The sequence below is a fragment of the Bacillus sp. FJAT-27445 genome (genome assembly GCF_001510665.1).
Lineage (GTDB): Bacteria > Bacillota > Bacilli > Bacillales > Cytobacillaceae > Bacillus_D.
In genome coordinates, this window is record NZ_LMTI01000004.1 from 409,856 (window position 1) to 436,463 (window position 26,608).

Consider the following 26,608-nt stretch of genomic DNA (forward strand, 5'->3'; position numbering starts at 1 on the left):
TAGAAGACATTAGCTATCTTACAAATAACCTGGGAGTGCATGACTATCTGCAGGAAATGAACAGGGAGGTATTCAGCCACTATGATATCCTGACGGTTGGCGAGGTTGCCTTTGTTTCCCCGGAAGAGGGGTTGCTGTATGTCGATGAGCAAAGAAAAGAATTGAATACCTTGTTCCACTTCGATGTAGGCGATGAAATGCCAACATGGGACTTAAAGAAATTTAAGGAATTCCAAAAACGCTGGTACGAGGGATTGTGGGGGAAAATGTGGAATTCCCAGTTCCTGAATAACCATGACCATACAAGGCTTGTCACAAGATACGGGAATGATGCGGAATACAGGATTGAATCGGCGAAGCTATTTGCCGCGATGCTGCATTCTTTGCCGGGTATGCCCTATATTTATCAGGGTGAGGAAATCGGCATGACCGGGGCACGTTTTGACACGATTGATGACTACAATGATATCGCAATGAAGAATAAATTCCGGGAATTGGTGGATGCCGGGATGAGCCCGGAACAGGCGCTTTCCGTTTTGCAGGCTTTGAGCAGGGATAACAGCCGGACGCCAATCCAATGGGACAGCAACGGAAGTGCGGGTTTCACCGCGGGTGAACCGTGGATAAGGGTCAACCCGAATTGTAAGGAAATAAATGTGGAAAACGCTCTGAAGGATCCCGATTCCATTTTTTATTTTTATAAAAAGTTAATAGAGTTAAGAAAGACTTATAAAGTGTTTGTATATGGTGATTATCAGCCAATTCTTGAAAACGAAGAGCAATTGTACGCTTTTACAAGGACGTATGGAAGTGAAACATTACTGTTCATTGCAAACTTCCAGGAAAGCGAATATTTAGCCATGCTTCCGGAAGGCTTCAGCATTTCGGAGGGAAGCTTGTTGATTGGGAATTATAAACACGTCGGCAATGAAAAAGAAAATACATTACAGATGAAAGCTTATGAGGCGAGGATTTACTTTTTTGCGGAAAAGTAAGCGGGGGAATCCATGAGGTTATCCCTCCTAGAAAAAGGGTAATGTCCCTGTAACCTTATTTTTAGGAGGTATTCCCTTTGAAAATAGAAGTGAAATGCAATGTAGAAAATTGTAAGTACTGGGCTGAAGGCGATGAGTGTGTTGCCGATTCAATCTTTGTCATCGGCCAAAATGGCAGAGTGGCGGACAGTGTAGAGGAAACAGCCTGCAAAACCTTTGAAAAACGAGAGTAACGTGTAAACCCGGACGGAATGCCGTCCGGGTTTATACGTTACTTTTACTTTTAGCAGTCTCCATCTGTCTCATTGCTAAATATTCACATTTTCTACAAAAATAGCTAAAGCGATAATTTATTTACGATTAAAAAAACAGGAATTGGAAGATTTTTATAGAATTTAGAACAATATGTAATATCGTGCGGTAGTGCCACTTATTAAATAAGGAGACTGTCCCATGCTGCAAAATATACATTATGTTTTAAATCAGGTTCTTGTACTCTTGTTTCCAATCTGGTTTTACCATTTGTTTCTCCATAAAAAAGGCAATCAGGAAAAGGGGTTTAAACCATGGCTTTTAATGGTCCTCTCCCTCTCTCTTCTTCTTACGCTCATGTTTTCTGTTAATTATTCAAATAAATTAATATACGATTTAAAATTGATTCCCATCATCGTTGCCTTTTTGTATGGAAACAGTCTTACGGGACTGGTTCTTCTTTTAATTGCCATGTTCTATAAAATCCTCTTCCAGGACGGAACCCCTGTTGTTACAGCGCTCAATTTTATCATAATGGGCGTAATCTTAGTTTTTTTAGCGAAAAAGTTCAAGGATTATTCACTACACTTTAAGATTGTCATGATAAGCGCGCTGCATTGGATTATTACCGTTTCTAGAGGAATATATCTTATTCACATTAAGCACTCTGAAGATATCGGGATTGTTTTCATCTTTTCATTTATCGCCTGGCTTACTTTATTGTCAGTCGTATTTATCTTTGAGAATTTGAGGGAACAAGTAGAGCTGGAGGAAAAAGTCCAGCGGGCGGAACGATATAATGTCATCGGCCAACTGGCTGCTTCCGTCGCCCATGAGGTTCGTAACCCAATGACCGCCGTACGTGGATTCCTGCAGCTAATGAGAAAAGATGGCAATCTAACGGATTCACAAAGAAGGTATATTGATATTTCAATAGAGGAATTAAACCATTCCCAGGCAATCCTATCGGAATACCTCTCCCTTGCAAAGCCGGCCATAACAGATTTAAAGCTGATTAATTTGAAAAACGAACTGGAAAAAATCATCGAGCTGATGAAATCGTATACCAACCTTCAAACTGTTACAATCACTTCTTCAATAGCAGATGGCCTTTATATAAAAGCGGACAGTTCCGAAATAAAGCAAGTATTTGTGAATATTATGAAAAACAGCATTGAAGCAATTGGGGCAAAGGGTGAAATTGTAGTTAGAGCCTTCAAAAACGGGGAATCAATCGTTGTTGAAATAGAAGATACCGGCAACGGCATGTCAGAAGAACAGTTAAAATACCTGGGAACACCGTTTTATTCAACTAAGGATAAAGGGACTGGAGTAGGGTTGTCGGTCTCCTATAAAATCATTCACTCCATTAAAGGAAGTATTCAGGTGGAGAGTCACCGGGGAAAAGGAACCAAGTTTGTCATTCAAATGCCTGCATATAGTACAGATTAACACTTGCCATGAAATTGGGAAGGCTGCAAAGAGGTCCAGTTGGAACAATCAAGGATTGTGCTAAGGCCGTATGAAACGGTTGTTTTTTTAAAAATGATCAATTAATTTGAAAAAGGCAGCTGCCCGTGATTCGGCGGCAGCCTTTTTTTGTGGGACATTTAAGGAAGTGTTATTATTTTTATATACAACTTGGATAAAAAGGAAGCCGAAAATGGAAATAAATTTAAATGAAATTGAGATAGAAGAGGGGAACCTATCTGATCTTAGCCGGGTATACAGGCAGCTTCAACGTGATTTTCCCCCTGAAGAATTAAAGGAGTATTCCCAGATGGAACGCCTAATCGCAAAGGGGAAATATAAGATACTTCTTGCCAAACATAAAGGTTTGGATGCTCTCGTCGGATATGCGTGCATATATGAAATCCATGAAATAAATGGACTTTGGCTTGACTATATTGCGGTGGATTTGCCATTCCGCAATTCAGGCTATGGGTCGGCCCTTTTCAATGTAATTGCGGGTTACAAGAAGGAGGAAGGTTTCCTTGGTGTCTTTCTTGAGGTTGAAATTCCAGGAGAACAGGACGGGCCGGAACAGGAGATTCAAAAACGGAGAATACGATTTTATGAAAGAAACGGCGCAAAGAGGCTCGCGGTCGGCTATAGGCTTCCAACAAAGGAAGGCTTCATGCCTATGCATCTCTATTTCAAGCAAGCGGAAAAGTCTAACAACACATTAACTGGAATCAAACTAAAACAAGCCATCACCTCCGCACTGGCCTACATCCACACAGACATTCCCCATACCAACGGAATAATTAGCAAAATAACGAGGGCCATACAGTGTAAAGGGGAATAAAACGTGCAAGTAAAAAAGTGCCTGGAAATAGGTGAGATAAATAACATCCGTTTCAATGCATGGTACATCTGTCCTTCAACCGCTAACTGAATGCAGGAAATCTTCGTCCTTTTGGAGGAAAAGGGCAACCCATCTAGAACTATTTAAAGGAGATGGTGCTTTGCACCACAAAAGCACCACAAATTGAAAGGGAGAGGGTTGTATGGCAAGGAAAGCGTACGAGTCGAAGGATGTGAAGGCGGTTGGGCCTTATTCGCATGCGGTGGATTCGGGAGAGCTAGTTTATTTATCCGGCCAGACGCCGATTGATCCGGTGACGGGGGAATTGGCTACTGGTGGCATTGGGAAACAGACGAAGCAATGCTTTGCGAATCTGTTTGCCGTTCTTGAAGCTGCCGGGCTTACACCGGATGATGTAATGAAGGTAAATGTCTATTTGACGGATATGAATAATTTTACTGAAATGAATGAGGTTTATAAAACACAGTTTTCCGAACCATTCCCTGCAAGGACGACGGTCGCAGTTTTGGCGCTGCCGCTCTGGGCTGAAGTGGAAATTGAGATGATTGCAAAGAGGCCCTGATAGCGGTGATGCGATGTCCCTATTCTTATGGAATGGGGCATTTTTTTTGTTGAAATAACCCTGCATTTCTAAATAATTGGGCAAATCCGGGGAAACAAGTTCCATTTCATCTAGAGGATAATACAATGGATTATGTGTACATTTCGCACAAAAGGGGCGGGAAAGCATGAATGAAGAACTTCAAAAGCTAATGAACAATCTGATCCAAATTGAACATATTTCATCAACACTTTACCTGGCGATGTCTGCCCACATGGGAAGGCTGAATTTTACGGGTATGGCAAAATGGCTCCGGTTGCAGTCCGAGGAAGAACGGACGCATATGCTGAAGCTGATTGATTATGTTGTGGACAAGAATGGCATGGTCCAGCTTGCCAGTATCCCGGCACAGCCGAGTGATTTTGGTACACCGCTTGAGACATTCCAGAAGGTGCTAGCCCATGAGCAATTCGTAACAAATGCATACAGGCAGGCCTTTAATTATGCCAATCAGGCGGATCCCCAGGCAGCCGTCATCATCCAGGAATTTTTAAGGGAGCAGATTGATGAGGAGGCCCAGGCGCAAACGATTGTATCCCGATTGACATTGGCAGCAAATAATCCATCCGCGCTCTTACTGTTGGACCAGGAGCTTGGACAAAGGAATGCCGGGGGAGCTGCCGCTACACCAGCGCCCCCAGCGGCGGGCTGACCCATTTTTCTTTAAAAAAAGTACAATAATAAAATCCAGGGAATCAACATGCTTCCCTGGATTTGCTTTTTAAATCATAACCCCGCCAAGCGGCTTGAGGCTGAAATACTCCAATGCCTCGTTAACCTGGTGGATATCATAAATTCTCTTATCGATGCAAAATTGAATTACGAGGTCGGATGTATCGCTGTCCGACAGGGAGTAGCCGGCCGAGCTTAATAGCTTGCCGGTTTCTTTTTTATCCAGTTCCAGCGCGAGCGCTAGGGCGATTACTGTATTTTTTCCTGGGCGGTAGTCTGGATTGGAGCGGATTTTTGAAAAGTGGCGGCGGTCGATCTGCGCTTTCTTATATATATCGGAGTCCGGCACCCCTTTTCTGTCAATAAAGTTGAAAAGGACTTCCCTCAGGACGGGCTTCCGCTTCCCTTCGATAAACTCTTTAATCTCGATGGGCGAGATGCTCTCCAAAATAACATCCCGTTTAAAGTTTTCATGAAAGCTCTGGGATTCTTCTAAAATCAGTACCTCAAGGTGGTCATTTACATATTTCTGCAATTCCATATAGAACTTTTGATCGAGCATCCTGGCCGACCTCCATATTTGTCGCCCGGCAGGCGACCAAATGATTGGCTTATCAAGTTACTATTATATCAATTAAACCAAAGGAGTTGACGCATTGTGAACAAAGATTTAACGGAAATTATTTTTCTCATCGACCGCAGCGGTTCAATGGCCGGGCTCGAGCAGGATACGATTGGCGGGTTTAATTCCTTCCTTAACCGCCAGGCAAGTATGGAAGGAGAAACAATTGTGACAACAGTACTCTTTGATGACAACTATGAGACATTAACGTGCGGGGTTGACGCGAAAAACGTGACCCTGACGGAAAAGGAATATTTTGTGAGAGGTACGACTGCCCTCCTGGACGCGGTGGGAAGGACAATTGTTGAAGTCGGCTGCAGACTATCCAAAACGGAGGAGGACCGGCGCCCTGGCAAAGTTATTTTCGTCATCACCACGGATGGGATGGAAAATGCAAGCCGGGAATTCACCTATGAAAAAGTAAAAGAGCTTATCCGTCACCAGCAGGAAAAATACAGCTGGGAGTTTATCTTCATGGGGGCGAATATCGATGCGGCTAAGGAGGCGGGAAACCTTGGCATCGAAGAAAAGCACGCCTACAGTTTTGAGGCATCCCATACAGGGGTAGAAAAAATGTATGACATGGCCACGGAAGCAGTATCGGAAGCCAGGAAAAGATGGTAGGGGGGGGAATAAAATGACGGGAGAGTATTCCGTTATTAGGGAGCGGCCAGTTCTGGCTGCTCCTTTTGGTTGTATCAGGAAGAACCCCTTTATTCGACAAAATTCGGGTAGTGACAGGGACTGTTCGCATTTCGAATGAAAATCCGTTTTCGGGGTTGTGATTTCTCCCGTTTTTGGCATATAATCACAGGAAGAGCAGGGGGGATATATAGAAATGATACGGCGCTTTTTTACGTACTACCGGCCTCACCGCAGGCTATTTATTATTGACTTCGGCAGTGCCGTCATTGTTGCGGCGCTTGAACTCGCTTTCCCGCTTGCGGTTAGTTGGTTCATCGATAAATTGCTGCCCAGCGGCGATTGGAATGCGATAATTGGGGTTAGCATAGGACTTCTTCTATTATATATCGTGAGTACGATGCTCCAATTTATTGTCAACTACTGGGGGCATAAGCTCGGGATCAATATCGAAACCGATATGAGGCAGGAGCTCTTTCAGCATGTCCAAAAGCAATCGTTCCGCTTTTTTGACAATACGAAAACCGGCCACATTATGAGCAGGATCACCAATGATTTATTCGATCTTGGAGAGCTTGCACACCATGGCCCGGAGGACTTGTTCATAGCGGTTATGACGTTTGTGGGCGCTTTTTGGATCATGCTGACAATCAATGTCAAGCTTGCGTTCACAGCAATGATTATCGCTCCATTTCTTGTTTGGCTGATTTCTTATGCGAACAAGAAAATGAATGCCGCATGGAAAAACATGTACAGTGATATCGCCGACGTGAATGCCCGGGTAGAAGACAGTGTTTCGGGAATTCGCGTCGTTCAGTCTTTTACAAACGAAGATTTCGAAATTGAGCGCTTTACGAAAAATAACCGGAAGTTCCGCAGGGCGAAGCTGGCTGCCTACAAGGTAATGTCATTCAGCTCTTCCGGAATCTACATGTCGACAAGGCTGATGGTCCTTGTGGTTCTCGTCTATGGATCATGGCTAAGTTTCACAGGCAAATTAAGCTATGGGGAATTGGTCGGGTTTGTCCTTTATGTCAACGTCTTGTTCAAGCCTATTGATAAAATAAGTGCCATTCTCGAGCTTTATCCGAAAGGCATGGCAGGTTTCAAGCGGTTCACCGAGCTGATGGACCAGAACCCGGATGTCGTGGATACACCGAATGCAATCGATGTACCGCATTTGAGGGGAGACATCCAATTCAGGGACGTGACGTTCAGCTATGACAATAATAAGCCTGTTCTTGAAGGGATTAATCTAGATATCCATCATGGTGAAACTGTTGCCTTCGTCGGTCCGTCTGGAGCGGGGAAGACAACGATTTGCTCCTTAATCCCTCGTTTTTATGATGTCGATGGCGGCGGCATTTATATTGATGGTATCGATATTCGCGATATGACAAAAAAATCGCTCCGTTCGCAAATCGGCATCGTGCAGCAGGATGTTTTCCTGTTCACCGGGACACTTCGCGAGAATATTGAATATGGTTCACTTGGCGCGGCACAGAAAGACATCGAGGAAGCCGCAAGACGGGCCCATCTCGAGGATTTTATTGCAACACTGCCCGATGGCTACGAAACCCAAATAGGTGAACGAGGCCTTAAGTTATCCGGAGGCCAAAAGCAACGGATTGCGATTGCCCGTATGTTCCTGAAAAACCCGCCAATTTTGATTCTGGATGAGGCAACGTCAGCACTTGATACTGAGACCGAGCGAATCATCCAAAGAGCTCTCACGGAATTGGCAAAGGACAGGACCACTCTAGTCATTGCCCATAGGCTCGCTACAATCCGCAATGCCGACAGAATTGTCGTTGTGACAGAAGATGGGATCGCCGAAGAAGGCAGCCATGCTGAACTGATCGAGCAAGGCGGAATTTTTGCGAACCTCCATAAAGTGCAGTTTGAAACATCCTTAACAAACTAAATGCACAGCCCATTGGATTAGCCTGCTGATTGGTTAATTCAGTGGGCTGTTTTTAAAAATTGAGGATTCAGGATCCGTGATTCGGGGCAAAAGGCTATTTTTAAAAAAAGAATAGACATCAACTGGAAAATGCACTAGAGTAGGGAAGCGGCATTTAAGCCCGCTAGCGAAGTTTTTAATAGAAGGTGGATACATGATAGAAACAGCTAAGAAAAAGAGCTTCATAGAACCTGGATTATTTGCTTTGACATGGCCAATTTTCATTGAGTCATTTTTGCATATGCTAATGGGCAGCACCGATACATTCATGCTTTCCTATGTGTCTGACGAAGCGGTGGCAGCCGTTGGGGTCGCCAATCAGCTTGTGTTTTTTACGATTCTTATATTTGGATTCGTGGCAACAGGGACAACAGTTCTTGTCTCGCAGAATCTTGGCGCCGGCTTGGTGAAGGATGCCAGAAGGATATCGGGAATCTCCATATCCCTGAATCTCATCTTTGGGATTGCGATTAGTGCGCTTGTCGTCCTGTTCAAAGGATATTTTTTAAACCTTTTTGGCCTTACTCCGGAAATCCACCGGCTTGCTGAACAATACCTTGCAATCGTAGGGGCAACCTTGTTTTCCCAGGCACTTCTCGTAACAGCATCATCGATTCTGCGCGCGAATGGCTTCTCGAAGGAAGCAATGATGATTTCAATCCTGATGAACATCATCCATCTGGCCGGAAACAGCCTGTTGATTTATGGCCTGTTCGGGATGCCTCAGATGGGAATCCAGGGAGTGGCGATTTCTACCGCCGCCAGCAGGGTAATTGCGGTTGCTATGATTTTCTGGCTGCTGTATAAGCGACTGCCGGTCAGAATCAAAAAGGAAGACTATACGAATTTCAGCCCGGTATTTATTAAAAAAATACTTAAAATCGGAGTGCCTTCCGCTGGCGAAAACCTTGTCTACAATACAAGCCAGATGGCAATGACAGCCATTATCGCCATGATTGGCGCGATGGCTCTGACAACAAGGGTGTATACTTGGAATATCATGGCGTTCATGATGCTCTTCGCAATCGCACTCGGGCAGGGGACGCAAATCCTGGTTGGATACCGAGTTGGGGCGGGGGACTACGACGGTGCATACCATCGGCTTTTGAAAAGCCTCAAATGGAGTCTGTTGATGACGGTTGCTGTCGTTATCCCGATGGTCCTGTTCAGGAAATCCCTTCTTGGAATTTTTACGGATAACAACAAGATTATTACAGAAGGCGCAAAGCTTCTTTTACTAGGAATCATTCTTGAGCCTGGGAGGACATTCAATATCGTTATCATTGCGGCACTCAGGGCGGCCGGGGATGCAAACTTTCCGGTAAAAATGGCCTTTCTTTCTATGTGGGGGATTGGCGTTCCGGTTGCCTATTTCCTCGGGATTACAATGGATTTCGGGCTTGTTGGGATCTGGATTGCCTTCATTGCGGATGAATGGTTCAGGGGAATTGTCATGTACTTCAGGTGGAAGAGCCGGGTATGGGAAAGCAAGTCCCTTGTTGATAAAAAAGTGCAAACAGCTTGAAACACTAGAGGCAATTATCGAGCATTTCTATATAAGAAAAGCATTCAAGGATTTAGGTCCCTGAATGCTTTTTGTTGTTAAGGATGGATTGCCTTTACCCTGCCAACCTGGCCGTCCGTGAGCCGGACCTTAATGCCATGGGGGTGACTGGCTGATTTTGTGAGTATATCCTTTACAATTCCCCTTGTAAGCTTACCGGTTCGCTGGTCCGCTTTCAGGACAATATCGACTGTTATTCCTGGTGTGATGTCCTTCAGGTTTTGTCCGTTCATTTTAAGAGCCCATTTTCCTGCGTGTATTGCTTGGTTTTTTCGTCATCTGGCTCTTCATTTTTTTCGCCGATGTATCTGTGGCGCCCTTCCCCTTTGCCGCGGCCGCCTGGTTTTTCTTGTTGGCAAGCTGCTGTTTCATTGCCTCCTGCAGGCTGATCTTCTTTTTCTCAGTTTCTGGATTTGTGTTTTCTTCCATACGAATGTCTCCTTTTAAAATAGATGTTAGTTCATAAAGTATAATCTATTTTCAGTTGTTTGGGAAATAAACGCCATAGGAAAAATCTGAAAATGCCTCATTGCTTGCTGATATCGCTTTTATCTATAAGAGAGTAAGATTTGTATCAGAAAAATCTACTGGTAAAAAATTGATATGGCAGTAGAATCAGAGTAAGAAGAGTAAGAGGAGGAGTTTGGATGAAGGCTGGAAGAACGAATATTGTTACATTCGGGGCGCTATGCATAGCGCTGAATGTTGTACTTGGAACTGTAGTATCATGGATGAAAATACCGCTTTTGTTCCTTGATACTATCGGTACGGTTTTAATGGCCGTCCTCTTTGGCCCTTGGTGGGGGGCGCTTGTCGGAGTTTTGACAAATCTTGTCCTTGGGGTTACAACTAGTCCGACAGCCATCTTTTTTGGGCTTGTCAATGTTGCCATTGCACTTGTTGTCGGTTTTGCAGCTCGAAGATTTGATTTTACGAAGTGGTATATTGCCCTGGCTACCGGACTAATTTTATCAGTAGTTGCCCCGTTGATTGGGACTCCAATTGCTGTTGCCGTTTTCGGCGGGTTGAACGGAAGCGGAATGGATGTTATTGTCCTCTGGCTGCGGGCCGCTGGGGAAGGCATTTTCGCCTCAACATTTATTTCAAGAATTTCAAGCAATCTTGTTGATAAAATAATTACCTGCCTATTGGTGATGGCAATTATCACTAAGCTTCCAGTCTTTAGAAAAACCTATAAAGGAATAAAAAAGAATGCCGCGTAGTAAACGGATTATCCTTACATCCCACTGCATTCTGAATCAAAACACTGTAATTGATGGAGAAGCCAGGGCGCTGGGGGCAATCCCCTCTGCGGTCCATTGGATTGTGGAAAGAGGATACGGAATCCTGCAGCTGCCTTGTCCGGAATTCACGTTTTTGGGGCTTGACCGCCCGCCAATGACGTATGAAGAATATGATACGAAAGAGTACCGCGCACATTGCAGGCACATATTGGAGCCGATCATTAGCCAGGTTAAAGAGTACTTGGGTAACGGATACATTATTGAGGGGATTCTCGGCATCCAGAGCAGTCCATCCTGCGACCAAACGCGAGGCGTGTTTATGGAGGAAGTCCACCAATTATTTTTTGAAAACGGAATCGAGATTAAAACACTTTGGTACCTTCCCAACAATGAGAATCCTGTCTTTGATGGAGATGCTCATAAATTATAACTTTCAACACGCCATCGGCAAGCCGGTGGCTGTTTTTAATTTCCTTGTAAAAATCCAAATGCAATGCCCGTTTGGGGCGGAAGTTATGAGTGAAACGGTCTTGACAGGGCTTCTCAAGACCATTTGGGGCGGAAGTTATGAGTGAAACGGTCTTGACAGGGCTCATCAAGACCATTTGGAGCGGAAGTTATGAGTGAAACGGTCTTGACAGGGCTTCTCAAGACCATTTGGAGCGGAAGTTATGAGTGAAACGGTCTTGACAGGGCTTCTCAAGACCGTTTGGAGCGGATGTTATGAATGAAACGGTCTTGACGGGATTTCTCAAGACCGTAGGGCGGTTTTACCTCTGAAAGTGTCTTCATTAACTGTAAGCCCGCCATGTTCACAAAGCCGATGCTTTTTTAAAAGAAGAAAGCCAACTTATCGTAATAATAAGTCGGCTTTCTTCTATTATATATCACCACGGCTCAAGCTAAACAGGACAAAGTTCCACTCTGGGCCAGTTGATGAATAACCCCCAGCTTGGAAAGATCCATGTTGCCTCCGCTGACAATGATGCCGCAGTTTTTGGAGCGGATGGTGCTTTGGTTGGCTAGGAGGGCGGCGAATGCTGCGGCTCCGGCGCCTTCGACTAATGTTTTTTTCCTTTCTAGCATGTAAACAATGGCAGTGGCGATATCACTCTCGCTTACAGTAATCATATCATCTACATAATGCTGGATAATGGGAAGGGTCAACTTTCCAGGTTCCTTGACGGCAATGCCTTCCGCGATGGTTCCCGCAAACCGGCTGCCTGGAGCGGGGCGATTATGAAAATGATCATACATAACCTTTGCCCCTTCCGCCTGGACACCGATAATGCGGATATTCGGCTGCATATGCTTTGCGGCAACCGCAACCCCACTAATCAGGCCGCCGCCTCCAACCGGGACAACTAGTGTATCAAGAAAGGGCTGCTGGATCAGCATTTCAACCGCTATCGTTGCCTGTCCAGCCATGACATCATAGTCATCGAATGGATGGAGAAAGAAACTTCCCGTCCTTTTCTGCTCAATGCACGCTGCATCATACGCTTCCTGAAAGGAGGCCCCGGTAATGACGGCTTTCGCCCCGTAATATTCCGTCGCACTGATCTTTGCCTGAGGCGTATTTTCCGGCATGTAGATTTTTGCTGTAATCCCTCTCTTTGAAGCGGCGAAGGCTACACCTTGGGCATGGTTGCCTGCAGATGCGGCAATAACGCCTTTTTGCAATTCCTTCTCCGTCAGGCGCGACATTTTATAGCTGGCGCCCCGGATTTTAAAAGCCCCGGTCTTTTGCTGATTTTCCATTTTAAAAAAGACATTTTTCCCGGCAAGCCTATTCAGAAATGCAGAGGTCGTAAGCGGAGTGCGATAGACGGTTTTTGCCAATTGTTCCATCGCATCGGAAATCATGTTAGTCGTTAAAGAATCCCCAAGGGGTTCACGCTCCTTCATTTTTCATAAGTTTCACCAATTAAAGCCTGCTTTCAAACTGTGTAATTTTTTCTTCATATAAAAGAGTAATGCCTATATCATCCAAGCCGTTATAGAGCATTTCCTTTGAATACTCCTCAATGTCAAAATGATACGAGAATCCTTCCCCGTCCTGGACGGTTTGAGCAGCGAGGTCCACCGTTAACGAATAGCTTCCTGCTTCCGCTTTTTGCATAAGCTGTTGGACTTGCTCATAAGGCATTTCAATTGCAAGAATCCCGTTTTTTACGCAATTGTTTTTAAAAATATCAGCATAGCTCGGGGCGATGATAATCTTGAAGCCGTAATCGAGAAGAGCCCAGGGGGCATGTTCCCGGGAAGAGCCGCATCCGAAGTTTTCACCTGCAAGCATGATGGACGCACCGCCATACTTTTTATCATGGAGGGGAAATTCCTCGATTGGCTTTCCTGAATGGTCGAATCGCCAGTTGTAAAACAGGAACTCTCCAAATCCCTGGCGCTCAATCCGTTTTAAAAATTGCTTCGGAATAATCTGGTCTGTGTCCACATTGCTTCGGTCCAGCGGAAACACAAGCCCGGAATGGATTGTAATTGGTTCCATTTATAGCACCTCCAGGGCGGCGTATTGGCGTATGTCGACAAAGTGGCCTTCAATTGCAGCTGCTGCTGCCATTTCAGGGCTGACTAGATGGGTTCGCGCGCCTGTTCCCTGGCGCCCTTCGAAGTTCCGGTTCGAAGTCGAGGCACAGCGCTCGCCTGGAGGTACGATATCGTCATTCATGGCAAGGCACATGCTGCAGCCCGCATCGCGCCATTCAAAGCCTGCATTTTTGAAAATTAAATCCAGCCCTTCCTGTTCGGCTGCAGCTTTCACGCTTTTCGAACCTGGGACAACGATTGCTTGGACACCAGAATTAACGTGACGACCCTGGATGACGGAAGCGGCCCTGCGCAAATCGCTCAGCCGCGAATTTGTACACGATCCAATAAACACATGTTCGACAGGGACCGAGGTGATTGGTTGTCCGGCTTCAAGGCCCATATAGTCGAGGGCGCGTTCAATCTCCTGTTTTTCACTTTCCGAACCTGCTGATTCCGGAGTAGGAATCGTAGCATCGACCGGGATGCACATTCCAGGATTGGTGCCCCAAGTAACCTGCGGTGCGATTTCAGAGGCTTCAATCTCGATTGTCTTGTCGTAAACTGCTCCTTCATCCGTTGCAAGCGCGCGCCATTTCTCCACCGCCTTGTCAAAATCAGCCCCGTGCGGAGCATATTTTCTGCCGCGAAGATAGTTGAAGGTAGTTTCATCTGGAGTAATCAAGCCCGCGCGTGCACCAGCCTCAATCGACATGTTGCAGACGGTCATCCTTTCCTCCATTGAAAGTGAGCGAATGGCTTCGCCTGTAAACTCAATCACATATCCTGTACCGAACCGGACCCCATTTTGAGCAATGATGGCCAAAATCAAATCCTTCGCAGTCACGCCAAACCCAAGCTGGCCGTTTACCTTGATATTCAATGTTTTCGGCCGCTTCTGCCAAAGTGTTTGCGTCGCAAGGACATGCTCGACTTCGCTTGTACCAATTCCGAATGCTAGCGCACCGAATGCACCGTGTGTCGAAGTATGGCTGTCACCGCAAACAATTGTCTTGCCTGGTTGGGTAAGGCCAAGTTCCGGGCCGATTACGTGGACAATCCCATTGTCGGGATGGGTAATGTCCGCAAGCGGGATATTGAATTCCTGGCAGTTATCGATAAGTGTATCGATTTGTTTTCTCGAAATTAAATCTTTTATAACAGACTGGTCCTTTGTCGGAACGTTGTGGTCCATTGTAGCAAAGGTTAGATCCGGCCTGCGGACAGTGCGACCATTCATCCTCAAGCCTTCAAAAGCCTGGGGAGAGGTTACTTCATGTACCAGATGTAAATCGATATACAAAAGGTCCGGCCTGCCATCTTCCCGATGGACAACGTGCTGTTCCCATATTTTTTCGACAATTGTCTTTGGTGAGTGCATGGTTATCCCCCTTCTTTAGGCGTAGCAGTCCATAATGCAGTTGGCTGCGTTTCTTGTTTTAAGTGTTTCAATAATTTTTTGGGTCAACTCTTTCGTTCCAACCTTTTGCCCACTGACGGCTCTAATATCCGATGTGTGAAACCCGTCATTTATAATGGATTCGACTGTTTCCTCAATCACATTTGCTTCTTCATTCAGACCAAAAGAATGCCTCAGCATCATCGCCGCTGAAAGAATCATTGCAACCGGATTGGCGATTCCTTTACCCGCGATATCGGGAGCAGACCCGTGGACAGGCTCATAAAGGCCGAATCCATCTTCCCTTAAGCTTGCGGACGGAAGCATCCCAAGCGATCCTGTTAAAACCGAGGCTTCATCGCTAAGAATATCGCCAAACATGTTCTCGGTTACGATGACATCGAACTGGGAAGGGTTCGTGATCAATTTCATCGCTGCCGCATCGACAAGGACATGTTCAACGGCAACATCCGGATACTGCTGCTTCTTTTCCTCGACAACTTCCCGCCAAAGCTTGCTCGATTCAAGCACATTTGCTTTGTCTACAGAAGTCAGATGCCCGCGCCGCTGCTGGGCACATTGGAAGGCTTTGTCTACAATCCTTTCAATCTCGGCACGTGTATAAAAAAGAGTGTCGACAGCGGACTGGCCATTGTCGCGCCGCTCGCTTGGAGTTCCGAAATAGAGGCCGCCGGTAAGCTCCCTGACGATTAGGAGGTCGCTACCTTTTACAACGTCTTCCTTAAGAGGAGATGCATGGAGCAGTTTTTCAAATCCTTTTATCGGCCTTAGGTTTGCAAAGAGACCAAGTTCCTTCCTGATTCCCAATAAACCTCTTTCCGGCCTTAAATGGGAAGGGTTCGTATCCCATTTTGGCCCGCCGACCGCTCCAAGGAGGACAGCATCGGCCTTTTTACAAGCGGCGGTTGTTTCGGCCGGAAGCGGGGTACCGTGCCGGTCGATAGCAGTTCCGCCAATGTCGTGGCTTTCAAAGGTGAAAGAATGGTTGAATTCTTCGGCAATTGCAGCTAATACAGCCTGGGCCGAGGCCATTACCTCCTGGCCTATACCATCTCCGGGCAGCATGACGATATGTTTTTTCATGGATTTGGCCTCCTTCATCATTGTTTTTTCGTCCCGGCTCTTAGCTATTCGCTGTTTGCAGGACTTTCGTCGTTTGTCCGTAAAAGACCCGGTTGACAGCGTTTAAAAATGCTTTGGCCGAAGCTTCGAGCACATCCTGGGAAGATCCGCGTCCGCTTACCGGCATCTCATTAACGGTCATTTTTACATGGACCTCAGCGAGGGCATCGCGCCCCTGTCCCACGGAGCTTAATTGGTATTTCGTCAAATGTATTTCTTCTTTTATCAGCGCTTCAAGCGTGTTGTATAAAGCTTCGACTGGGCCCTTTCCAGTCCGGGCTGTTTCGGCGCGTATCCCTTCCGGCGTTGTCAGTGCGACAGTCGCTGTTGGGAGGTTGATGGAACCGGATTGGACCTGATAGGCAAGCAGTTCATATTTTTTCACATCGGACACAGCCGTCTGGATGTCAGTGAGAATTGTGAACAAATCTTCGTCGGTAACTTCTTTCTTACGGTCTGTCAATGACTTAAATTGCCTGAAAGCTTCTTCCGACTTTTCCTCGGTCAGTGAAAAGCCGATCTTTTCAATTTTCTCTTTGAAGGCATGGCGCCCGGAGTGTTTCCCGAGTACAAGCTCATTCGATTCGATGCCGACCATCGATGGATTGATAATTTCATAGGTTTGAGGGTGTTTCAGGACTCCATCCTGGTGGATACCCGATTCGTGGGCGAAAGCATTCTGTCCAACCACTGCCTTGTTCGGGGCAATCGGCATCCCGGTAAGCTTCCGGACCAAATCGCTCGTCCGCTTGATTTCCTTTAAGTTCAGTCCTGTTGAAAAAGGAAATTGGTCCTGGCGGATACCCAGAGCTACGGCAAATTCCTCAAGAGCGGCATTCCCGGCGCGTTCTCCAATTCCGTTGATCGTTCCTTCCACCTGGGTCGCCCCATTTTGGATAGCGGCAATGGAATTGGCGATGGCAAGCCCAAGGTCATCGTGGCAATGCGCCGATAAAATCGCTTTATCAATATTTCGGACATTTTCCTTCACATAGCGGAACATCCGGCCATATTCCGCCGGGGTCGCATAGCCGACAGTGTCAGGCAAATTGATGACAGTCGCTCCGGCGTCGATAACCTTTTCGATGATTTGGACAAGGAAATCAAGGTCGGAGCGCGAGGCATCCTCGGCGGACCATTCAATCTGCGGAAACTTGGACTTCGCATATTGGACCATCTCGACAGCAAGCTGGGTGACTTGTTCGGGCGATTTTTTCAGCTTGTATGTCATATGGATGGGGGAGGTGGCAAGGAAGAGATGGAGTCGCGGGGCTTCCGCTTCCTTCAGTGCCTCCCAGCTAATATCAATATCGCTTTTCGTTGCCCTTGAAAGGCCAGCGATCGATACATTCTTGACGGTTCGGGCTATGGTCCGTACAGCTTCAAAATCGCCTTGTGAAGAAGCGGGAAACCCGGCTTCCATTACATTCACGCCAAACCGTTCAAGCTGCTTGGCAATCTCCAGTTTTTCGAGCTGATTCAAATTGACACCGGGAGATTGCTCCCCATCGCGCAAGGTTGTATCAAATATGTGAATGTTCTGCACCACTTGAATTCCCTTCCTTCTTTGTTAGGTATGGCCCCTTGCCGTAATAGGAGGGAAGGGGCCTTGTTTATAAAATCGGTTCTTTTACAGTTTGATCTATCGGGACATTGCCTTTTGCTTTGGCTTTACAAATGGCATTAGCTCGCGGAGTTCGCGTCCGACTGTTTCGATCGGGTGGCTGTTTTCCCGCGCATTGATTGCATTGAACTGCGGGCGATTCGCCTGGTTTTCAAGGATCCAGCCTTTCGCGAAGTCACCAGTTTGGATGTCGTGAAGGATTTCCTTCATGCGCGCTTTCGTTTCTTCGTTGACGACGCGCGGGCCGGAAACGAAGTCACCCCATTGGGCGGTATCCGAGATTGAGTAGCGCATGTTTTCGAGGCCGCCTTCATACATGAGGTCCACAATCAGCTTCAGTTCATGAAGGCACTCAAAGTAGGCGACTTCTGGCTGATAACCTGCTTCAGTCAAGGTTTCGAAGCCTGCTTTGACAAGGCTGGTCAGCCCGCCGCAAAGGACAGCCTGCTCACCGAACAAATCGGTTTCGGTTTCTTCCTGGAATGTAGTTTCCAAAACGCCGGCACGGGCGGAACCAATTCCTTTTGCATAGGCAAGTGCAATTTCTTTTGCCTGGCCGGAGTAATCTTGATGGACTGCAAATAGGGCAGGGACCCCGGCGCCTTCCTGGTATGTGCGGCGGACAAGATGGCCCGGGCCTTTAGGAGCGACGAGGAAAACGTCCACATCCGCTGGAGGCACAATCTGATTGAAATGGACATTGAAACCATGCGCGAAAACAAGTGCGGCTCCAGGCTTGAGGTTATTTTTAATGCTCTCCTCGTATACCTGTGGCTGCTTTTCGTCAGGAAGGAGAACCATAACAACATCCGCCTGTGCGGTTGCTTCTGCAACGGAACAAACCGCTACGCCATCTTCGGCGGCTTTGTCCCATGACTTTCCTCCGCGAAGCCCGACAACGACGTCATATCCGCTTTCCTTCAGGTTCAATGCGTGGGCATGGCCCTGGGAACCATAGCCAATCACTGCGATTTTTTTCGATTTCAATACCTCTTCAAAAATGTCCTGATTATAAAGTACTTTTGCCATTTGTTATCATCCTTTCGAGTATGCTTGCATGTATATTTTTAAATTCTTACCTCTGGAGCGAATAAGAAGGTAATTCGGATACTTGCGGCTGGCTTCCGCGCAAGAGGGCGGTAATGCCGGTCCGTGCTATTTCCTTGATTCCATATGGCCTGAGCAATTCGATTAACGCTTCAACTTTTTCAGGTTTCCCGGTCACCTGGACAGCCAGGCTTTCCTTGCTGACATCGATGACGGACGCGCGGAATGGATCAATGATTTCCTTGATTTCCCGGCGGAGCTGGCCGCTGATCGCAACCCTGATTAGGGCAAGCTCGCGAGAGACAACCGCCTTATCGGTAATATCGGAAACTTTTAAAACATCAATCTGCTTATGAAGCTGCTTCGTCAGCTGTTCAACCTTTTGGCTGTCTTCAACCTCGACAACAAGTGTCATTTTTGAAATGCCGTCAATTTCTGTCGGCCCGACCGAAATGCTCTCAATATTGAATTGCCGCCGCTGCAGGAGGCCGGTAACCCGGTTAAGGACGCCGCTTTTGTTTTGGACAGTGGCTGTAATGATCCGCTTCATGGTTTCACTCCTATCATTTCGTGCAGTCCCTTGCCTGGGGCGATCATCGGGTAGACATTTTCTTCAAGGACAACCCTGCAATCCAGTACGACAGGACCGTCATAGGCAAGCGCTTCGGGAAGGATGCGCCACAATTCTTCCTCGGTTTTGATTTTTGCGCCTTTGATTGAATAGCTCTCGGCCAATTTGACAAAGTCCGGCTGTACGGGTAAAAGCGATTCCGAATAGCGTTCCTCGTAAAATTCCTCTTGCCATTGACGGACCATTCCAAGTGCGCCGTTATTGACAATGATGACTTTTACAGGCAGTTTCAGCTCCTGCAGGACGCCGAGCTCCTGAAGTGTCATCTGGAACCCACCGTCACCGACAAATGCGATGACCGTTTTATCTGGTGCGGCAAGCTGGGCGCCAATTGCAGCGGGGAAGCCGAAGCCCATCGTACCAAGCCCGCCGGATGTTACCCATCGGTCAGGGTTGTCCAATGTGTAATGCTGGGCCGCCCACATTTGGTGCTGGCCTACGTCAGTCGTGACAATCGCTTCGCCGCCCGATACTTCATATACCGCCTGAATAACTTTTTGCGCACTTAGCCTTTGATTATAGTCGGTATACCAAAGAGGGTACTCGCCCTTGTTTTCTCCCAGCTTGTTCAGCCACTCCGTATGGTTTTCTATCTCAAATTCGTGTTTCATCAGTTCATTCAGCGCTTCTTTCGAGTCAGCGACAATCGGAATGCTTGTTGGCACGTTTTTGCCAATCTCCGCCGGGTCAATATCGATATGAGCTACCTTCGCCTTCGGTGCGAAGTGCTTCAGATTGCCTGTTAGGCGGTCATCGAATCTTGCGCCGATGTTGAGAAGCAGGTCGCATTCATATAGGGCCATGTTGGCTGTATAGGTCCCGTGCATCCCAGCCATTCCAAGCGACAACTCATGGGTGCCAGGGAAGCTGCCCAGCCCGAGAAGTGTGGTTGTAACCGGAATCCTGTGCTTCTCGGCAAGTGATTTCAATTCCGCGGTTGCCTTCCCGTGGAGGATTCCAGCACCAGCGAGGATAACAGGCTTCTTTGCTTTTGATAACGCATCGGCAAGCTTGTTGATTTGCAGCGGGTTCGGCCTTGTTGTCGGCTGATAGCCCGGCAGATGAAAGTCCGTCTCCAAGTTGCTTTCGTAAACAAGATTAGCGGAAATATCCTTTGGCATATCAATGACAACTGGTCCCGGCCGTCCAGTCGAAGCAATGTGGAAGGCTTCCTTAATGATTCTCGGAAGATCCGCGATCGACCGGACCTGGTAATTGTGTTTTGTAATTGGGGTGGTAATGCCAATAATATCCGCTTCCTGGAAAGCATCGGTTCCAATTACACTAGTTGCGACCTGGCCCGTAAAAACAACGAGCGGCAAAGAGTCCATCATTGCATCTGCAATTCCTGTGATAAGGTTGGTTGCGCCCGGGCCGGAGGTTGCAAGGACGACGCCGGGCTTTCCGGTAATGCGGGCATATCCTTCGGCAGCGTGGATGGAGCCCTGCTCGTGCCGGAACAATAAATGCTTAATTTGTTCTCGAGCGCGGTAGATTGCATCGTAAATTGGCAAAACGGCTCCCCCGGGATAGCCGAATATCGTATCGACTCCCTCATTCACCAATGTTTCAATCAGGACATCGGCACCCGTTTTTGGGGCAACAACTGTCTCCATGGCCGGCATTGTCTCCACTTTCACATGAAATCCCTCCATTTTTTAAAAGTAAGGCATAAATAGTTGCCAGTTAGGCATTATTAATGGCTTGTTTGGCATAAATAGTTGCTTGTTTGGCATTAATACCGTCAAGTTCGGCATTAAAACGATCTCAGGTTAGGCATTAATATGGCCAAGTTCGTCGTAAATCGCGGTTTGGCATTAATACGGCCTGGTTTGGCATTAATACGGTCCAGTTCGGCATTAATACAAGTGCAATCGGCATAATTAAGTGGAACTTGGAGTGTCATAGCTTAATAGAAAATGGCGCGGCACTATTTTTTCCAACAAAAAAACCTCTTCTCCCGCGAACATCCCGCCGTTTTAAAAACAGCAGGAAATTCGGGGAGAAAAGGCCTATGTCTTTCCTCGGTACCACCCGGATTCACGGCAGTCTTGCAACTGCCGCCTCATGAAACGGACAATAATTCCGTTCCGTTTTAATAACGAGTGCCGAAAACACCCGATTAAGCCTAGTGGGAAGGACCGTTCAGCTTAATACTCAGGGACGATGTCAGAATAAGTAGTATTGCCGGCTTCCAGCTGCCCCGGCTCTCTGTGAATACTTGGATCTTATTCCTTTGTTCCCGTCAACGATTTACCGTTATGAGTCTTGTTAAAATTTCATGATTCCGCCAGTGCTTGCAGAAGTGACTAGCTTGGCATATTTGGCCAGGTATCCGGTTTTGATTTTGGGCTCCGGTTTTACCCAGTTTTTCTGTCTTTCCTCTAAAACTTCCCGGTCGACAATCAGGTTGATTGAGCGGGCCTCAAGGTCAATCATTATGAGGTCGCCATCTTCAACAAAAGCAATCGGGCCGCCCTCGGCTGCTTCCGGGGAGATATGGCCGATTGATATGCCGCGGCTTGCTCCTGAAAAGCGGCCATCCGTGATTAGTGCGACTTCCTTATCAAGCCCCCGGCCTGCGATGGCGGCGGTAGGGGCAAGCATTTCGGGCATTCCCGGACCACCTTTTGGCCCTTCATAACGGATGACCACAACATGGCCGGGCTTTACTGCTCCGCTATCAATTTCTGCCTGCGCTTCCTCCTGTGATTCGAAAACGATCGCTTCACCGGTAAATCTCTTTATCGAGGGATCAACTGCTCCGACTTTAATGACCCCGCCATCTGGGGCGAGATTACCAAATAGGATGGATAATCCGCCAACAGGGCTATAAGGATTATCCTTTCTCCTGATGACCTGGTCGTTTGTGATCTCGGCATCCTTTACATTTTCATAAAGAGTTTTTCCGGTAATGGTGATAACGTCCTTGTGAATCACCCCGTCCAGTTTACACAATTCGTGAATAATCGCACTAACTCCGCCAGCATGATGCACATCCTCCATGGAATAGTCGGATGCAGGGCTTATTTTTGAAAGATATGGCACTTTTTCCGCAATCCTGTTGATCTCATGCAAGTCATAATCGATTCCTGCCTCGTGGGCGATGGCCAATGTATGAAGGACGGTATTGGTGGAGCCTCCCATTGCCATATCGAGTGCGAAGGCATTATCAAATGCTTTTTTCGTCATAATATCGCGTGGCTTGATATCTTTTTTGACCAGGTCAATTAAGTGTTTCGCCGCCTTCTTGATCAGCTCGTGCCTTGTATTGGAAGTCGCAACAATCGTTCCATTGCCAGGCACAGTCATGCCGAGCATTTCCATGAGGCAGTTCATTGAGTTCGCTGTGAACATGCCCGAGCAGGAGCCGCAGGTAGGACATGCGTTTGTTTCAATATCGAGCAATTCCTGCTGGGTAATGGTGCCTTTGTTGTAGGCGCCGACCCCTTCAAAAACAGAAACGAGGGAGAGCGGCTTTCCAGTCGAGGAAACGCCTGCTTCCATCGGCCCTCCTGATACAAATACGGAAGGGACATTCGTTCTTGCTGCTGCCATCAACATCCCGGGAGTAATTTTATCGCAGTTCGGGATGTAAAAGACTCCGTCGAACCAATGGGCGTTTATAACGGTTTCGGCACTATCGGCAATGATTTCCCTGCTTGGGAGTGAATAGCGCATCCCGATATGGCCCATTGCAATACCATCGTCAACGCCGATTGTGTTGAACTCGAATGGCACGCCGCCCGCTTCCCGAATCGCTTCTTTCACCACTTGGGCAAAAACATTAAGATGCTTATGCCCGGGGATGATGTCGATATAAGAATTGCAGACTCCAATGAAGGGCTTGTCCAGGTCGCTTGTTTTAACGCCGGTTGCATAAAGCAGGCTCCGATGCGGGGCCCGGTCAAATCCTTTTTTAATCATATCGCTTCGCATAATTGCCCTCCTTTAACCTACTACCGCTTTCGCTTTGGTTTCCGGATAGCATTTGACTCCATCCTCGGTAACGAGCTTCCTGAATTCAGCCAAAAGATGGTCTGTGATTGGCCCAGGCTTGCCATTGCCAATCTTCCGGGTATCCACATCGATGACAGCGATGACCTCGACCGCCGTTCCTGTCAGGAACACTTCGTCAGCGATATATACATCATGCCGCGTAAATGGCTGTTCCTTAATTTCGTAACCGTTTTGTTTCGCCAGGTCGATAATGGCGTTGCGGGTGATTCCTTCCAATGCGCCAAGATAAACGGGAGGAGTGAGAATCACGCCGTTTTTGACTATGAAAATATTATCGGCTGAGCCTTCGGTGACATAGCCTTGGTCATTCAGCATTAGCGCTTCATCAACGCCTGCCTGGTTTGCTTCAAGTTTTACAAGAATGTTATTTAAATAATTGAGTGATTTAATTTGCGGGCTAAGGACATCCGGGCGGTTCCGCCTAGTTGCAACCGAACCGACTTTCAAGCCGCGTTCATACAGCTCTCTCGGATAAAGCGCCAACGGCTCCGCAATGACAATGACCCTTGGCTGGGAACAGGATCCCGGATCAAGGCCAAGATTTCCTTTACCCCTTGAAACAACGACGCGTATGTAGGCGCTCGATAAGTTGTTTTTGCGTACTGTATCAACAATGATTTGGGTCATTTCCTCAAACGTATAAGGAATTTCCAGCATGATGGAGTGGGCTGATTCATATAGCCTCTTTAGGTGTGCATCGAGCCTGAACACGTTGCCGCTGTATACCCGGATACCTTCAAATACTCCGTCGCCATAGAGAAAGCCGTGGTCATAAACTGAAACAACCGCATCCTCCTTTTTCACAAACTCGCCGCCAAGAAAAATATACTTGCTTTCCAAAAAAATCACTCCTCCTAAACAGATGCTCGTAAAAAACTCTATCTCATAAAAAAAATTAAGTAAGTTGAACCCTGAAAAGCTTCATTTTATATTTCAAAAAAATAGTACGTGAAATAAAATACGAACTTTTCTGAGATTTCCGTTAATGATACTCTCATCTTTTAGAATATTCAAGTGCAAAAAGCCTATATATCTGACAAATTGGAATTTTCTATTAACTTGGTAGCGTTTACAATGTTGATGTTTCAAGGATAATAATTTTTTAAAAATTTTTAAAAAATTTTATAAAATCATGCTTTCAGGAAAAAGATTCGTGGAAATTAAATTGAAGCAGATACTGAAGGGGATTTTGCCAATAATGTTCCTGAAGGCAGAAAACCAAAGTTTTTCTTAAAGTGGCGTATACTATATTCATGTGAATTTTTCGATAGTAAGGAGGCTTTTGCTCTGGAGCTTGGTTTCTGTGGCAAAGAAAAAAGATGGACAAACTTGAACGAACATCGAGACAAATAATACTACATACATTTAAAAACGCGTTCGCAGTAAGGAAAAATGCTTTTCCATGGGGAAAAGCATTTTGCGCGGGACTCGCGGCTTCATTGCCAATTGTAATTGGGTTGCTCTTTGGTAATTTTCACTATGGCATTGCGGCGGGGATGGGAGGATTCGCGTATTTGTACGTATTCAACCAGCCTTACGCACAGCGGGCAAAATTGATATTTTTTGTTGCTGTCGGGCTGGCTTTGTCCATGTCTCTTGGCATCCTTCTTTCCCCGTATCCTTTTGGGGTCGCCATTGCGATGGGAACGATCGGTGCAATTGTGATTTTTGTGTTTGGCGCTTTAAGGATCACAGGCCCATCCGCAATTTTCTTCGTACTTTGTTTTTCAATTGCAACGGGGATTCCGACTGACCCGGCGGATGCCCCTCTTCGTGGCGGGCTAGTTTTATTGGGTGGTGCCCTATCATGGCTGATCAGTATGCTTGGCTGGTTTTTTAATCCGCACGGGCCGGAAACAAATGCCGTTAAAAAGGTATACACCCAATTGGCCGTTTTTGCCGATTCTGCGGGGGGAGAGGATATGAATATTGCCCGCCATAAGACAGTCTCCGTTCTAAGGGATGCCGAGGAAATTATTTTGGCAGGCTACTCGCCATGGACAGATACGGACTTGTTTAAAAGGCTTTACTTACTGAACGACCATGCCAATCGCATGTTCCTGGAGATACTTGAGTTAGCGGAGAACAAGAAGAACGGGCTTCCTCCTGAGCTTGGCAGGTCATTGCGTGCGCTGGCCGAGTCAATCGGCTCATCCAAAAAGAACAGGGCGAAAATCCTTCAACCTGACACAGATGATTTGAAAATTGCCGGTTTATTTAGGAAAATTTACGACGCGGATGCCATCCTGAATGAGCCTGCTGGGAAAATCGAAAGCGATGTGAAAATCGCGAAGCTCTCAATCCGGACCATGTTCACGGGGGCGTTCGATAAAAACTCCATCGTTTTTATTTCAGCAGTCCGTTTTGGAATCATTCTAATGGCAGCTTCGCTTATTGCATACGTCCTCCCATTTGAAAGGTCCTACTGGGTACCGCTTTCCTGTGCGGCGGTTATGAGTGGGTCAACAATCATTTCCACTTTTCATCGGGCAATCCAGCGGACGTTCGGTACATTGGCAGGGCTACTGATTGCCGGGCTAATCTTGATGAATGTACATAACGGCTTGGTTGTGGCTTTACTTATTCTATCCCTTTCGTTTCTTACTGAGATGTTTATCGTCCGCAATTACGCGCTTGCCGTCCTGTTTATCACTCCTTCCGCATTGATCATCGCGGAATATTCCTCAGAGATACATAACTTTCCCTTCTTCGCAGCGGCGAGGGCGATAGATATCATTGCGGGGAGCCTCTTTGGGCTTTTGGGAGTTTGGCTTTTTGGTCGCAAGACAGCCTCGGCAATGCTGAACCATTTTATTGTGAAAACGCTACGGAGCCAGGGCCAGTATGTACTTGGTCTGTTTTCGGAAAACAATGAGAAGATGGACTTCCACGAGAGCTGGGAACGGAGGAAAATGCACACAAACCTTGTTAACCTCTCAACGTTGTACACAACTGCTTTAGGGGAATTTTCCAGTAACGAGAAAAAGCTTGAATCGTTTTGGCCAGTTATTTTCTCGATTGAGCAGCTCGGTTTTTACCTTGATGCAGCGTTAAAATATGAAAAAAGGCCTGTTCTTAAAGACGAAGAACTTTCAAGGATTTTATATATTTTCGAAACAATGGCTAGGGCTGCCGGGCAAAATCTGCCGCCAGCCGGAAAAAAGGTACCTGATATGCCCGGTTTTGAAAAAATACGAAATGAAATTGTCGACCTTCAATCTTCGCTCCGTTTCGGGGAGGAAGTGGCTAAATAAGGGTTGGATTGAAGTAATTCCAGTTTTCAATTTTTTGGCCCTTTAACGGGTCTTTTTTT

Annotated in this window: 25 protein-coding genes; 12 read left to right on the top strand and 13 right to left on the bottom strand. The window is 46.7% G+C overall.

Translation table 11 applies throughout. The features are described from left to right. Nucleotides 1-29 precede the first annotated feature (29 nt). From AR337_RS13735 to AR337_RS13755, 6 genes are all read left to right on the top strand, one after another. Nucleotides 30-995, top strand: a complete 966-nt coding sequence (locus AR337_RS13735) for an alpha-amylase family glycosyl hydrolase (RefSeq protein WP_367576260.1) — start codon at nt 30-32, stop codon at nt 993-995. Nucleotides 996-1,072: 77 nt separating this feature from the next. Next, entirely contained in the window at nt 1,073-1,228 is a 156-nt protein-coding gene (locus tag AR337_RS22770; RefSeq protein WP_082686980.1) for a DUF1540 domain-containing protein, read from the top strand. Between the two features lie 220 nt (nt 1,229-1,448). Next, nucleotides 1,449-2,699: an ATP-binding protein gene (locus tag AR337_RS13740; RefSeq protein WP_059172583.1), complete on the top strand. Its 1,251-nt coding sequence runs from the start codon at nt 1,449-1,451 to the stop codon at nt 2,697-2,699. A gap of 211 nt (nt 2,700-2,910) precedes the next feature. Then, entirely contained in the window at nt 2,911-3,555 is a 645-nt protein-coding gene (locus AR337_RS13745; protein WP_156424403.1) for a GNAT family N-acetyltransferase, read from the top strand. Nucleotides 3,556-3,757: 202 nt separating this feature from the next. Next, nucleotides 3,758-4,138: a RidA family protein gene (locus AR337_RS13750; RefSeq protein WP_059172585.1), complete on the top strand. Its 381-nt coding sequence runs from the start codon at nt 3,758-3,760 to the stop codon at nt 4,136-4,138. Nucleotides 4,139-4,304: 166 nt separating this feature from the next. After that, nucleotides 4,305-4,829, top strand: coding sequence for a ferritin (locus AR337_RS13755; RefSeq protein ID WP_059172586.1), 525 nt, complete (start codon nt 4,305-4,307; stop codon nt 4,827-4,829). Between the two features lie 69 nt (nt 4,830-4,898). Here AR337_RS13755 and AR337_RS13760 read toward each other — a convergent pair whose 3' ends face one another. Continuing rightward, complete coding sequence (locus AR337_RS13760) at nt 4,899-5,411, bottom strand: hypothetical protein (RefSeq protein WP_172797546.1); 513 nt, start codon at nt 5,409-5,411, stop codon at nt 4,899-4,901. 96 nt (nt 5,412-5,507) lie between these two features. Here AR337_RS13760 and AR337_RS13765 point away from each other — a divergent pair, with 96 nt between their 5' ends. From AR337_RS13765 to AR337_RS13775, 3 genes are all read left to right on the top strand, one after another. Beyond that, entirely contained in the window at nt 5,508-6,095 is a 588-nt protein-coding gene (locus AR337_RS13765; RefSeq protein ID WP_059172587.1) for a vWA domain-containing protein, read from the top strand. 214 nt (nt 6,096-6,309) lie between these two features. Continuing rightward, nucleotides 6,310-8,037, top strand: a complete 1,728-nt coding sequence (locus AR337_RS13770; protein WP_059172588.1) for an ABC transporter ATP-binding protein — start codon at nt 6,310-6,312, stop codon at nt 8,035-8,037. Between the two features lie 193 nt (nt 8,038-8,230). Further along, a complete protein-coding gene (locus tag AR337_RS13775; protein WP_059172589.1) occupies nt 8,231-9,601 on the top strand; it encodes an MATE family efflux transporter in 1,371 nt (456 codons plus the stop codon). A gap of 77 nt (nt 9,602-9,678) precedes the next feature. Here AR337_RS13775 and AR337_RS13780 read toward each other — a convergent pair whose 3' ends face one another. Both AR337_RS13780 and AR337_RS13785 read right to left on the bottom strand, forming a co-directional pair. Continuing rightward, on the bottom strand, nt 9,679-9,873 hold the full coding sequence (locus AR337_RS13780) for a YwbE family protein (protein ID WP_059172590.1): 195 nt from the start codon (nt 9,871-9,873) through the stop codon (nt 9,679-9,681). 1 nt (nt 9,874) lies between these two features. After that, complete coding sequence (locus AR337_RS13785; RefSeq protein WP_059172591.1) at nt 9,875-10,069, bottom strand: hypothetical protein; 195 nt, start codon at nt 10,067-10,069, stop codon at nt 9,875-9,877. Nucleotides 10,070-10,287: 218 nt separating this feature from the next. Here AR337_RS13785 and AR337_RS13790 point away from each other — a divergent pair, with 218 nt between their 5' ends. Next, the gene (locus tag AR337_RS13790; protein WP_059172592.1) at nt 10,288-10,863 is read left to right on the top strand and encodes a CD3073 family putative ECF transporter S component; all 576 of its coding nucleotides are present in this window, start codon (nt 10,288-10,290) and stop codon (nt 10,861-10,863) included. Further along, a complete protein-coding gene (locus AR337_RS13795) occupies nt 10,853-11,314 on the top strand; it encodes a CD3072 family TudS-related putative desulfidase (RefSeq protein WP_059172593.1) in 462 nt (153 codons plus the stop codon). Before AR337_RS13790 ends, AR337_RS13795 begins: the two co-directional genes overlap by 11 nt. Before the next feature lie 467 nt (nt 11,315-11,781). Here AR337_RS13795 and ilvA read toward each other — a convergent pair whose 3' ends face one another. The 10 genes from ilvA to ilvE all read right to left on the bottom strand — a co-directional run bounded on the left by ilvA (nt 11,782) and on the right by ilvE (nt 24,135). Next, on the bottom strand, nt 11,782-12,792 hold the full coding sequence (ilvA, locus tag AR337_RS13800) for a threonine ammonia-lyase (protein WP_253701724.1): 1,011 nt from the start codon (nt 12,790-12,792) through the stop codon (nt 11,782-11,784). A 19-nt stretch (nt 12,793-12,811) separates the two neighbouring features. Further along, nucleotides 12,812-13,393: a 3-isopropylmalate dehydratase small subunit gene (gene leuD, locus AR337_RS13805; protein ID WP_059172594.1), complete on the bottom strand. Its 582-nt coding sequence runs from the start codon at nt 13,391-13,393 to the stop codon at nt 12,812-12,814. Continuing rightward, nucleotides 13,394-14,812 carry a 3-isopropylmalate dehydratase large subunit gene (gene leuC, locus AR337_RS13810; RefSeq protein ID WP_059172595.1) on the bottom strand — a complete coding sequence of 473 codons (1,419 nt, stop codon included), beginning with the start codon at nt 14,810-14,812 and terminating at the stop codon, nt 13,394-13,396. It abuts the gene before it with no gap. 15 nt (nt 14,813-14,827) lie between these two features. Beyond that, the gene (gene leuB / locus AR337_RS13815) at nt 14,828-15,934 is read right to left on the bottom strand and encodes a 3-isopropylmalate dehydrogenase (RefSeq protein ID WP_059172596.1); all 1,107 of its coding nucleotides are present in this window, start codon (nt 15,932-15,934) and stop codon (nt 14,828-14,830) included. 40 nt (nt 15,935-15,974) lie between these two features. Continuing rightward, a complete protein-coding gene (locus AR337_RS13820; protein ID WP_301335726.1) occupies nt 15,975-17,522 on the bottom strand; it encodes a 2-isopropylmalate synthase in 1,548 nt (515 codons plus the stop codon). 93 nt (nt 17,523-17,615) lie between these two features. Then, nucleotides 17,616-18,626, bottom strand: coding sequence for a ketol-acid reductoisomerase (gene ilvC / locus AR337_RS13825; protein ID WP_059172597.1), 1,011 nt, complete (start codon nt 18,624-18,626; stop codon nt 17,616-17,618). Nucleotides 18,627-18,672: 46 nt separating this feature from the next. After that, the gene (gene ilvN, locus AR337_RS13830) at nt 18,673-19,194 is read right to left on the bottom strand and encodes an acetolactate synthase small subunit (protein ID WP_059172598.1); all 522 of its coding nucleotides are present in this window, start codon (nt 19,192-19,194) and stop codon (nt 18,673-18,675) included. Further along, a complete protein-coding gene (gene ilvB, locus AR337_RS13835; RefSeq protein WP_156424412.1) occupies nt 19,191-20,900 on the bottom strand; it encodes an acetolactate synthase large subunit in 1,710 nt (569 codons plus the stop codon). Before ilvB ends, ilvN begins: the two co-directional genes overlap by 4 nt. A 646-nt stretch (nt 20,901-21,546) precedes the next feature. Continuing rightward, on the bottom strand, nt 21,547-23,214 hold the full coding sequence (gene ilvD, locus AR337_RS13840) for a dihydroxy-acid dehydratase (protein WP_059172600.1): 1,668 nt from the start codon (nt 23,212-23,214) through the stop codon (nt 21,547-21,549). Nucleotides 23,215-23,226: 12 nt separating this feature from the next. Next, nucleotides 23,227-24,135, bottom strand: a complete 909-nt coding sequence (gene ilvE / locus AR337_RS13845; RefSeq protein WP_059172601.1) for a branched-chain-amino-acid transaminase — start codon at nt 24,133-24,135, stop codon at nt 23,227-23,229. Between the two features lie 479 nt (nt 24,136-24,614). On the opposite strand from ilvE, the gene AR337_RS13850 reads away from it, so the two are divergent. Next, the gene (locus tag AR337_RS13850) at nt 24,615-26,549 is read left to right on the top strand and encodes an FUSC family protein (protein WP_059172602.1); all 1,935 of its coding nucleotides are present in this window, start codon (nt 24,615-24,617) and stop codon (nt 26,547-26,549) included. Nucleotides 26,550-26,608 lie beyond the last annotated feature (59 nt).

Bases quoted from the DNA above. Each gene is read 5' to 3' on its own strand.
- AR337_RS13760 (WP_172797546.1), bottom strand. From the start codon at position 5,411: ATGCTCGATCAAAAGTTCTATATGGAATTGCAGAAATATGTAAATGAC.
- ilvB (WP_156424412.1), bottom strand. From the start codon at position 20,900: ATGCCGGCCATGGAGACAGTTGTTGCCCCAAAAACGGGTGCCGATGTC.
- AR337_RS13790 (WP_059172592.1), top strand. From the start codon at position 10,288: ATGAAGGCTGGAAGAACGAATATTGTTACATTCGGGGCGCTATGCATA.
- leuD (WP_059172594.1), bottom strand. From the start codon at position 13,393: ATGGAACCAATTACAATCCATTCCGGGCTTGTGTTTCCGCTGGACCGA.
- ilvD (WP_059172600.1), bottom strand. From the start codon at position 23,214: ATGCGAAGCGATATGATTAAAAAAGGATTTGACCGGGCCCCGCATCGG.
- AR337_RS13850 (WP_059172602.1), top strand. From the start codon at position 24,615: ATGGACAAACTTGAACGAACATCGAGACAAATAATACTACATACATTT.
- AR337_RS13785 (WP_059172591.1), bottom strand. From the start codon at position 10,069: ATGGAAGAAAACACAAATCCAGAAACTGAGAAAAAGAAGATCAGCCTG.
- ilvC (WP_059172597.1), bottom strand. From the start codon at position 18,626: ATGGCAAAAGTACTTTATAATCAGGACATTTTTGAAGAGGTATTGAAA.
- leuC (WP_059172595.1), bottom strand. From the start codon at position 14,812: ATGCACTCACCAAAGACAATTGTCGAAAAAATATGGGAACAGCACGTT.
- AR337_RS13745 (WP_156424403.1), top strand. From the start codon at position 2,911: ATGGAAATAAATTTAAATGAAATTGAGATAGAAGAGGGGAACCTATCT.
- leuB (WP_059172596.1), bottom strand. From the start codon at position 15,934: ATGAAAAAACATATCGTCATGCTGCCCGGAGATGGTATAGGCCAGGAG.
- AR337_RS13770 (WP_059172588.1), top strand. From the start codon at position 6,310: ATGATACGGCGCTTTTTTACGTACTACCGGCCTCACCGCAGGCTATTT.
- AR337_RS13750 (WP_059172585.1), top strand. From the start codon at position 3,758: ATGGCAAGGAAAGCGTACGAGTCGAAGGATGTGAAGGCGGTTGGGCCT.
- AR337_RS13775 (WP_059172589.1), top strand. From the start codon at position 8,231: ATGATAGAAACAGCTAAGAAAAAGAGCTTCATAGAACCTGGATTATTT.
- AR337_RS13780 (WP_059172590.1), bottom strand. From the start codon at position 9,873: ATGAACGGACAAAACCTGAAGGACATCACACCAGGAATAACAGTCGAT.
- ilvA (WP_253701724.1), bottom strand. From the start codon at position 12,792: ATGAAGGAGCGTGAACCCCTTGGGGATTCTTTAACGACTAACATGATT.
- AR337_RS13795 (WP_059172593.1), top strand. From the start codon at position 10,853: ATGCCGCGTAGTAAACGGATTATCCTTACATCCCACTGCATTCTGAAT.
- AR337_RS13740 (WP_059172583.1), top strand. From the start codon at position 1,449: ATGCTGCAAAATATACATTATGTTTTAAATCAGGTTCTTGTACTCTTG.
- ilvN (WP_059172598.1), bottom strand. From the start codon at position 19,194: ATGAAGCGGATCATTACAGCCACTGTCCAAAACAAAAGCGGCGTCCTT.
- AR337_RS13755 (WP_059172586.1), top strand. From the start codon at position 4,305: ATGAATGAAGAACTTCAAAAGCTAATGAACAATCTGATCCAAATTGAA.